The sequence below is a fragment of the Mycobacterium sp. genome (genome assembly GCF_035653355.1).
Taxonomy (GTDB): domain Bacteria; phylum Actinomycetota; class Actinomycetes; order Mycobacteriales; family Mycobacteriaceae; genus Mycobacterium.
In genome coordinates this window covers 1-7368 of the sequence record NZ_DASRBZ010000236.1, presented here as the reverse complement: position 1 = coordinate 7368, position 7368 = coordinate 1, and the positions used below count along the sequence as shown (strand labels likewise).

9 protein-coding genes and 1 pseudogene are annotated in these 7368 nt (G+C 64.3%); 6 read left to right on the top strand and 4 right to left on the bottom strand.

Translation table 11 applies throughout. The annotated features are described in order from the left end of the window. Both VFA16_RS08000 and VFA16_RS07995 read left to right on the top strand, forming a co-directional pair. A partial coding sequence (locus VFA16_RS08000; RefSeq protein ID WP_324967301.1) for an SDR family oxidoreductase occupies positions 1–294 on the top strand: 294 nt, incomplete at its 5' end. A 14-nt stretch (positions 295–308) separates the two neighbouring features. Beyond that, positions 309–1214 (top strand): SDR family oxidoreductase, encoded by a 906-nt coding sequence (locus tag VFA16_RS07995; protein ID WP_324967300.1) that lies wholly within the window; start codon positions 309–311, stop codon positions 1212–1214. Here VFA16_RS07995 and VFA16_RS07990 read toward each other — a convergent pair. The 4 genes from VFA16_RS07990 to VFA16_RS07975 are packed head-to-tail and all read right to left on the bottom strand — an operon-like array spanning position 1211 to position 3737. Beyond that, positions 1211–1675, bottom strand: coding sequence for a nitroreductase family deazaflavin-dependent oxidoreductase (locus tag VFA16_RS07990; protein WP_324967299.1), 465 nt, complete (start codon positions 1673–1675; stop codon positions 1211–1213). The two genes, VFA16_RS07995 and VFA16_RS07990, sit on opposite strands and share 4 nt — an antisense overlap. A gap of 13 nt (positions 1676–1688) precedes the next feature. Further along, on the bottom strand, positions 1689–2141 hold the full coding sequence (locus tag VFA16_RS07985; RefSeq protein WP_324967298.1) for a nitroreductase family deazaflavin-dependent oxidoreductase: 453 nt from the start codon (positions 2139–2141) through the stop codon (positions 1689–1691). Between the two features lie 55 nt (positions 2142–2196). After that, complete coding sequence (locus VFA16_RS07980) at positions 2197–2577, bottom strand: hypothetical protein (protein WP_324967297.1); 381 nt, start codon at positions 2575–2577, stop codon at positions 2197–2199. Next, a complete protein-coding gene (locus VFA16_RS07975; protein ID WP_324967296.1) occupies positions 2577–3737 on the bottom strand; it encodes a steroid 3-ketoacyl-CoA thiolase in 1161 nt (386 codons plus the stop codon). Before VFA16_RS07975 ends, VFA16_RS07980 begins: the two co-directional genes overlap by 1 nt. A gap of 117 nt (positions 3738–3854) precedes the next feature. On the opposite strand from VFA16_RS07975, the gene VFA16_RS07970 reads away from it, so the two are divergent. From VFA16_RS07970 to VFA16_RS07955, 4 genes and pseudogenes are all read left to right on the top strand, one after another. Beyond that, positions 3855–5108 (top strand): cytochrome P450, encoded by a 1254-nt coding sequence (locus VFA16_RS07970; protein WP_324967295.1) that lies wholly within the window; start codon positions 3855–3857, stop codon positions 5106–5108. Then, positions 5108–6127: an acyl-CoA dehydrogenase family protein gene (locus VFA16_RS07965; RefSeq protein ID WP_324967294.1), complete on the top strand. Its 1020-nt coding sequence runs from the start codon at positions 5108–5110 to the stop codon at positions 6125–6127. Before VFA16_RS07970 ends, VFA16_RS07965 begins: the two co-directional genes overlap by 1 nt. Next, on the top strand, positions 6112–7275 hold the full coding sequence (gene fadE29, locus VFA16_RS07960; RefSeq protein WP_324967293.1) for an acyl-CoA dehydrogenase FadE29: 1164 nt from the start codon (positions 6112–6114) through the stop codon (positions 7273–7275). Before VFA16_RS07965 ends, fadE29 begins: the two co-directional genes overlap by 16 nt. Then, a pseudogene (locus VFA16_RS07955) lies at positions 7272–7368 on the top strand (DNA-binding protein); the annotation flags it as partial. The gene fadE29 and the pseudogene VFA16_RS07955, both read left to right, overlap by 4 nt.

Genomic DNA, 7368 nt, shown 5'->3' with positions numbered 1-7368 from the left:
GAAAACCTCACTGCCACATTGGCGGTCGAGTGGGCGCCGAAGGTGCGGGTGAATGCGCTCGTGGGAGGCATGGTCGAGACCGAGCAGTCGGAATTGTTCTACGGCGATGCCGAGTCGATCGCCCGGGTCGCGGCCACCGTGCCTTTGGGCCGGTTGGCGCAGCCTACTGATATCGGTTGGGCTGCAGCATTTCTGGCATCGGATCTGGCGTCGTACATCAGCGGGACGACGATGGCGGTCCATGGCGGCGGTGAGCCGCCGCCATACCTCGCCGCGTCGAGTGCCAACAAGTAAAGGAGCAGACGGGTATGGGTTTGGTCGACGGCCGAGTGGTCATCGTCACTGGAGCGGGTCGCGGCATCGGGCGTGCCCATGCGTTGGCGTTCGCCGCCGAGGGCGCGCGCGTGATGGTCAACGACATCGGGGTTGGGCTGGACGGTTCGCCGGCGAGCGGTGGCAGCGAGGCGCAAAGCGTGGTCGACGAGATCACCGCTGCCGGAGGCGAAGCCGTTGTCAACGGCGACAACGTCGCCGACTGGGACGGTGCGGCCAACCTGATCCAGACCGCCGTCGACACGTTCGGTGGACTGGACGTCCTGGTCAACAACGCCGGCATCGTCCGGGACAGGATGATCGCGAACACCAGCGAGGAGGAGTTCGACGCCGTCGTTGCCGTGCACCTGAAGGGTCACTTCGCCACGATGCGGCACGCCGCATCGTATTGGCGAGGGTTGTCCAAAGAAGGCAAAACGGTTGATGCCAGGATCATTAACACCAGTTCCGGCGCGGGCCTGCAAGGCAGTGTCGGGCAAGGCAACTACTCCGCTGCCAAGGCTGGTATCGCAGCGCTCACCCTGGTGGCCGCCGCGGAACTGGCCCGCTACGGCGTCACGGTGAACGCCATCGCCCCGGCCGCCCGCACCCGCATGACCGAAAAGGTGTTCGCCGAGACCATGGCCAAGCCCGAGGACGGGTTCGATGCGATGGCACCGGAAAACGTTTCCCCGCTGGTGGTGTGGCTGGGCAGCAGCGAATCGAAAGACGTCACCGGCAAGGTGTTCGAGGTCGAGGGCGGGCTGATCCGGGTTGCCGAGGGTTGGGCGCACGGGCCGCAGGTCGACAAGGGCGCGCGGTGGGACCCCACTGAACTGGGGCCGGTGGTCAGGGACCTGCTGGCCAAGGCCCGACCACCAGTGCCGGTATACGGCGCTTAGCCAGCCGCCTCGGCCGGTTCGCAGACCACCAGCGGGATCACCCGGTCGGTGGCTTCCTGGTAACCCTTATACGGCGGATACATTCGGATCAGTGGCGGCCAGTAACGATCCCGCTCGTCGTCGGTAGCGTCGCGTGCCACCAGCTTCAACTGCTCGTCGCGAATCTGGACCTCTACCTTCGGGTTTGACTTCAAGTTCAAATACCATCCGGGATGCTCGGCTCGGCCGCCGAAAGAGGCCGGCACAACCACCCGGTCACCGTCGCGCAGGTACAGCGTCGCGGTGGTTCGAGGCTGGCCAGACTTGCGGCCGATCGTGGTCAGCAATGCCGCGGGGAACCACAGCAACTTGGCGCCGAGCCTGCCATTGGTGCGGCGATACACCCAAATGTGGGCGCGAGCGAAATACTTCATCAACAGCGCCAGAAACTTCGAGTTGCGAATCCACCGCCGCTGCGTCATGCCCACAGGGTAGTTACGGTTCGCAGATGACGATCGGAATGGTCCGGTCGGTCCAGGACCGGTAGTCCTCGTATGAGGAATACATCTTCACCAGCTGCGGCCAGTACTTGGCGCGCTCTTCTTCGGTGGCGTCGCGTGCGGTCAGGTTGAGCACTTCTTTTTTGATCTGAACCTGCACTTGTGGATTCGCCTTGAGGTTGAGGTACCACATCGGGTTCTTCTCTCGGCCGCCATGGGATGCCACCACAATCACGCGGTCGCCGTCCCGCAAGTACAGCAGCGGGCTTACCCGCGGTTGACCCGTCTTGCGGCCCGTGGTCGTCAACAGCGCGACCGGCGCACCCTGGAGGAACTTGCCGCCGATCCTGCCGCCGGTCGCCTTGTACAGCCACGTGTTGATTCGCGACATCCATTTGATGACAACGCCCGTGCCGGCGGAATTCAGTGCGCGTGGGGGAGTAGTCATTGGTGATCCCTCTGTTGATGGCCCGGTTCCTCCTCGGGCCTATTGGCCCGCATCGTCACCGGGCGCGCTTGATGAAGGGGCGAAGCTGCGCCCGGATGTGGTGGATCTTGCCATCACTGGCCGGGATCAGAAAAGTCTCGTCGACGTGCGCGCACACACGCCGCCCAGCAAGCGACGGCTTGGTGATCACGTCGAACCGCGCCCGCACCAGGTCGCCGTTGACGCTGAACTCCGGTGGAGTGGTCGAAGCGATGAGCCGAAACTGCGGCCCACGATTGAGGCTGCGGCGCAAGTGGTTTCCGGAAAAGCCGGTCCGCACACCCTGCTCGATGCGCACACAAGCGGGCGCGAACGGAACCGAGTCGGCGTCATGGCTGACCAGCGCATCGATATAGGCCTGCGCGGCTGCGATGCGGTCGTCGTCGGAAACCGACACTAGATCCGCTCGATGATGGTGCCCGTCGACAGAGCACCGCCGGCGCACATCGTGATCAGCGCGGTGCTCTGGTCGCTGCGCTCCAGCTCGTGCAGCGCGGTGGTGATCAGCCTGCTGCCGGTGCAGCCCACCGGGTGACCCAGCGCGATCGCGCCACCGTTGACGTTGACGCGCGCCATGTCGGGGTTGTGCACCCGCGCCCAGGACAGCACCACCGACGCGAACGCCTCATTGATCTCGACCAGGTCGATGTCGCCCATCTTCATGCCAGCCTTCTCCAGCACCTTCGCGGTCGACTGGACCGGGCCGTCCAGGTGGTAGTAGGGCTCCGCGCCCACCAGCGCCTGGCTGACGATCCGCGCCCGCGGCCGCAAACCCAACGCCTTGGCCTTGTCCTCGTCCATCCACAGCACCGCCGCCGCGCCATCAGAAATCTGCGACGACGTGCCCGCGGTGTGAATTCCGCCCTCCAACACCGGCTTCAGCTGGCTCAGCCCCTCCAATGTGGTGTCGCGCAGACCCTGGTCGCGCGACACCATATGCCGGTCGCTGGTGGGTTGCTTATTCTCGTCGAGCACCGGCGCCTCGATCGGACTGATTTCCCGGTCGAAGCGGCCCTCTTCCCAGGCCTGCTTGGCCTTCTGCTGAGACGCGACGCCGAACTCGTCGATGTCTTGGCGAGTAATGCCGCGCCGCTTGGCGATCCGCTCGGCGGCCTCGAATTGGTTGGGCAGGTCGATGTCCCACGACTCGGCCCGCCAATTGCGGTCTGGGCCCGCGTTGGCACCCAACCCGACCCGGCTCATCGCCTCGATACCGCAGGCGATGCCGATGTCGATCGCGCCGGCGGCGATCAGACCCGCGACCAAATGGTTAGCCTGCTGCCCGCTGCCGCATTGGCAGTCGACCGTGGTGGCGCCGACATGCTCGGGCAAGCCCACGGTCAGCCACGCCGTGCGGCTGATGTTGTTGGACTGCTCGGCGTATTGGGTCACGCAGCCCCCGACGACCTGCTCGACGTCGCCGGCATCAATACCGGCCTTTTCCACGAGCGCCTTCTGTACGGCGCCCAGCAGTTCGGTGGCGTGCAGCCCCGACAACCATCCGTTGCGTTTGCCGATCGGGCTACGGGTGGCTTCGACGATTACCGGGTTACCCATGCGGCCAGGCTAGAACACGTTTCATTACTCTGACAAGCGAGGATGCTTTCGCGCCTTTCGTCTGCGGTAGAGGCATGTTTTACTGGCACTAGAACACGTTGTAACGAGGAGTCCTCCATGCCAACTGTCAATCTAGCCCCCGGGTTTGATTTCCTCGATCCCGACATCAACGTCAAGAGCCTGCCGGTCAAGGAGTTCGCCGAGCTGCGCAAGGCGGAGCCCATCCGCTGGATCGAGCAGGCTCCCGGCAAAGGGGGCGGCTTCCACGACGGGGGCTACTGGGCGATCACCAAGCACAAGGACGTCAAAGAGGTGTCGCTGCGCAGCGACATCTTCTCCAGCTACGAGAACTGCGTTATTCCCCGGTTCCCCGACGACATGCCGCGCGACGGCATCGACGTGCAGCGGTTCGTCATGCTGAATATGGACGCTCCGCACCACACCCGGCTGCGCAAGATCATCTCCCGCGGCTTCACCCCACGGGCTATCGGTCGGCTGCAGGATGAGCTCAACCGCCGGGCGCAGAACATCGCCAAGACGGCCGCCGCTCAAGGGCAGGGCGACTTCGTCGAGCAGGTGTCGTGCGAGCTGCCGCTGCAGGCCATCGCCGACTTGCTCGGTGTGCCGCAGGACGACCGCGACAAGTTGTTCCGCTGGTCCAACGAGATGACCGGCAACGAAGACCCCGAGTACGCCGACATCGATCCTCGGGCGTCGTCGTTCGAGTTGATTCAGTACGCCATGCAGCTGGCGGCCGAGAAGGCCAAAAACCCCGGCGAGGACATTGTCACAACGCTGATCAACGCCGATATCGACGGCGAGAAGCTCTCCGACGACGAGTTCGGCTTCTTCGTGGTGATGCTCGCGGTGGCCGGCAACGAGACCACCCGCAACTCCATCACCCACGGCATGATCGCGTTCTCGCAACATCCCGACCAGTGGGAGTTGTTCAAGAAGGAACGGCCGGAGACCGCGGTCGATGAGATCGTTCGCTGGGCCACGCCGGTGACCTGTTTCCAGCGCACTGCGCTGGAAGACTACGAATTGTCCGGTGTGCAGATCAAGAAGGGCCAACGGGTGGTGATGTTCTACCGTTCGGCCAATTTCGACGAGGAGGTCTTCGAGGACCCCTACACCTTCAACATCCTTCGCGATCCCAACCCGCACGTCGGATTCGGCGGCACCGGCGCGCACTACTGCATCGGCGCTAATCTCGCCAAGATGACGATCAGCCTGATCTTCAACGCGGTCGCCGACCACATGCCCGAGCTCAAACCGATTTCCGAGCCTGAGCGGCTGCGCTCCGGGTGGCTGAACGGCATCAAGCACTGGCAGGTCGACTACACCGGCAAGTGCCCGGTCGCGCACTGATGGACTTCACACTGGACTCGGCGCAGCAGGCTGTCGCCGACGTCGTTACCTCGGTGCTTGAGCGCAATTCAACGTGGGAGGCGTTGGTCGACGGTGGTGTGACCGCGCTGGCGGTGCCGGAACGCCTGGGTGGCGACGGTGTCGGTCTGGCCGAGGTCGCGACGGCGCTGACGGAGCTGGGCCGTCATGGCGCCATCACTCCGGCCTTGGCCACCTTGGGATTTGGTGTGGTGCCGCTGCTGGATTCGGCATCTGACCCTCAGCAGGACCGCTACCTGGCCGGCGTGGCGAAAGGGGCAGTGTTGACCGCCGCGCTGAACGAACCCGCTGCACCCCTGCCGGAACGGCCGGCCACGACATTCGTGCACAGCCGGCTGTCGGGAACCAAAGTGGGCGTGGTGTATGCCGAACAAGCGCAGTGGATGCTCGTCACCACCGACAGCGCCGTGGTCCTGGTGTCACCGACAGCCGACGGTGTCCGGTTGGTCCGCACGCCGACGTCCAATGGCAGCGACGAATACGCGGTCACGTTCACCGACGTCGCGGTTCCGGACGAGGACGTGTTGACCGGTGCCGACGCCCGCCGGGTTAACCAATTGGCGTTGGCCATGATTGGCGCCTACGCCGACGGGCTGGTGGCCGGTGCGCTGCGCCTAACCGCCGACTACGTCGCCAGCCGCCACCAGTTCGGCAAGCCGCTGTCGACGTTCCAGACTGTCGCCGCCCAACTTGCCGAGGTCTACATCGCTTCGCGCACTATCGATCTGGCCGCAAAGTCCGCCGTCTGGCGGTTGGCCGAGGACCGCGACGCCGACGACGACCTGGATGTCCTGGCCTATTGGCTGACGTCGCAGGCGCCGCCGGCGATGCAAACCTGCCACCACCTGCACGGCGGCATGGGCATGGACATCACCTATCCGATGCACCGGTACTACTCCACGATCAAAGATCTGACCCGGCTGCTGGGCGGCACGTCGCACCGCCTTGACCTCGTGGGAGCGCAATGTTCATCGATCTGACGCCCGAGCAGCGGCAGTTGCAGGCTGAGCTACGGCAATACTTTTCGAGTCTGATCTCACCCGAAGAGCGGAAGGAGATGGAGACCGACCGGCATGGCAAGGCCTACCGCACGGTCATCCGCCGGATGGGTCAAGACGGCAAGCTGGGTGTCGGGTGGCCGAAGGAGTTCGGCGGCCTCGGTTTTGGTCCGATCGAGCAGCAGATCTTCGTCAATGAAGCTCATCGCGCCGACGTGCCATTGCCGGCCGTGACGCTGCAGACAGTGGGTCCGACCCTGCAGGTATACGGCAGCGAGATGCAGAAGAAGAAGTTCCTGCCTGCGATCCTGGCCGGTGAAGTGCATTTCGCAATCGGCTATACCGAGCCAGAGGCTGGCACCGACCTGGCGTCGTTGCGCACCACCGCGGTTCGGCATGGTGACGAGTACATCGTCAACGGGCAGAAGATCTTCACTACCGGGGCCCACGACGCCGAATACATCTGGCTGGCGTGCCGCACTGACCCCGAAGCTGTTAAACACAAGGGGATTTCGATCCTTATCGTGGACACGAAAGATCCCGGTTACTCGTGGACGCCGATCATCCTGTCCGACGGCGCCCACCACACCAATGCCACCTACTACAACGATGTGCGGGTGCCCGCCGACATGTTGGTCGGCAAGGAGAACGACGGATGGCGGCTGATCACCACTCAGCTCAACAACGAACGGGTAATGCTCGGCCCCGCCGGTCGGTTCGCCGCCATTTACGACCGGGTGCACGCCTGGGCGTCCAAGCCGGGCGGCGACGGAATAACTCCGATCGAGCGCGACGACGTCAAACGAGGCCTTGGTGAGATTCATGCGATCTGGCGGATCAACGAGTTGCTCAACTGGCAAGTGGCGGCCGCAGGTGAGAACATCAACGTAGCCGATGCCGCGGCAACGAAAGTCTTTGGCACCGAGCGGGTTCAGTATGTCGGTCGGCTCGCCGAAGAGATCGTCGGCAAATACGGCAACCCGGCCGAGCCCGACACCGCCGAACTGTTGGAGTGGCTGGATTCGCAGACCAAACGCAACTTGGTCATCACGTTCGGCGGCGGTGTCAACGAGGTGATGCGGGAAATGATCGCTGCCGCCGGCCTCAAGGTTCCGAGGGTGCCGCGATGACCGGGGCCAGCGACATCCAAGAAGCGGTCGCCCAGGTCAGGGCGGCCGGGCGCAGCAAGCCGCGGGTGGGCCGCGACCCGGTGAACCAGCCGA

What these genes read in the sequence shown, in the direction of transcription:
- VFA16_RS07985 (WP_324967298.1), bottom strand. Translation starts at nt 2,141, where the DNA reads ATGACTACTCCCCCACGCGCACTGAATTCCGCCGGCACGGGCGTTGTC.
- fadE29 (WP_324967293.1), top strand. Translation starts at nt 6,112, where the DNA reads ATGTTCATCGATCTGACGCCCGAGCAGCGGCAGTTGCAGGCTGAGCTA.
- VFA16_RS07975 (WP_324967296.1), bottom strand. Translation starts at nt 3,737, where the DNA reads ATGGGTAACCCGGTAATCGTCGAAGCCACCCGTAGCCCGATCGGCAAA.
- VFA16_RS07965 (WP_324967294.1), top strand. Translation starts at nt 5,108, where the DNA reads ATGGACTTCACACTGGACTCGGCGCAGCAGGCTGTCGCCGACGTCGTT.
- VFA16_RS07970 (WP_324967295.1), top strand. Translation starts at nt 3,855, where the DNA reads ATGCCAACTGTCAATCTAGCCCCCGGGTTTGATTTCCTCGATCCCGAC.
- VFA16_RS07995 (WP_324967300.1), top strand. Translation starts at nt 309, where the DNA reads ATGGGTTTGGTCGACGGCCGAGTGGTCATCGTCACTGGAGCGGGTCGC.
- VFA16_RS07990 (WP_324967299.1), bottom strand. Translation starts at nt 1,675, where the DNA reads ATGACGCAGCGGCGGTGGATTCGCAACTCGAAGTTTCTGGCGCTGTTG.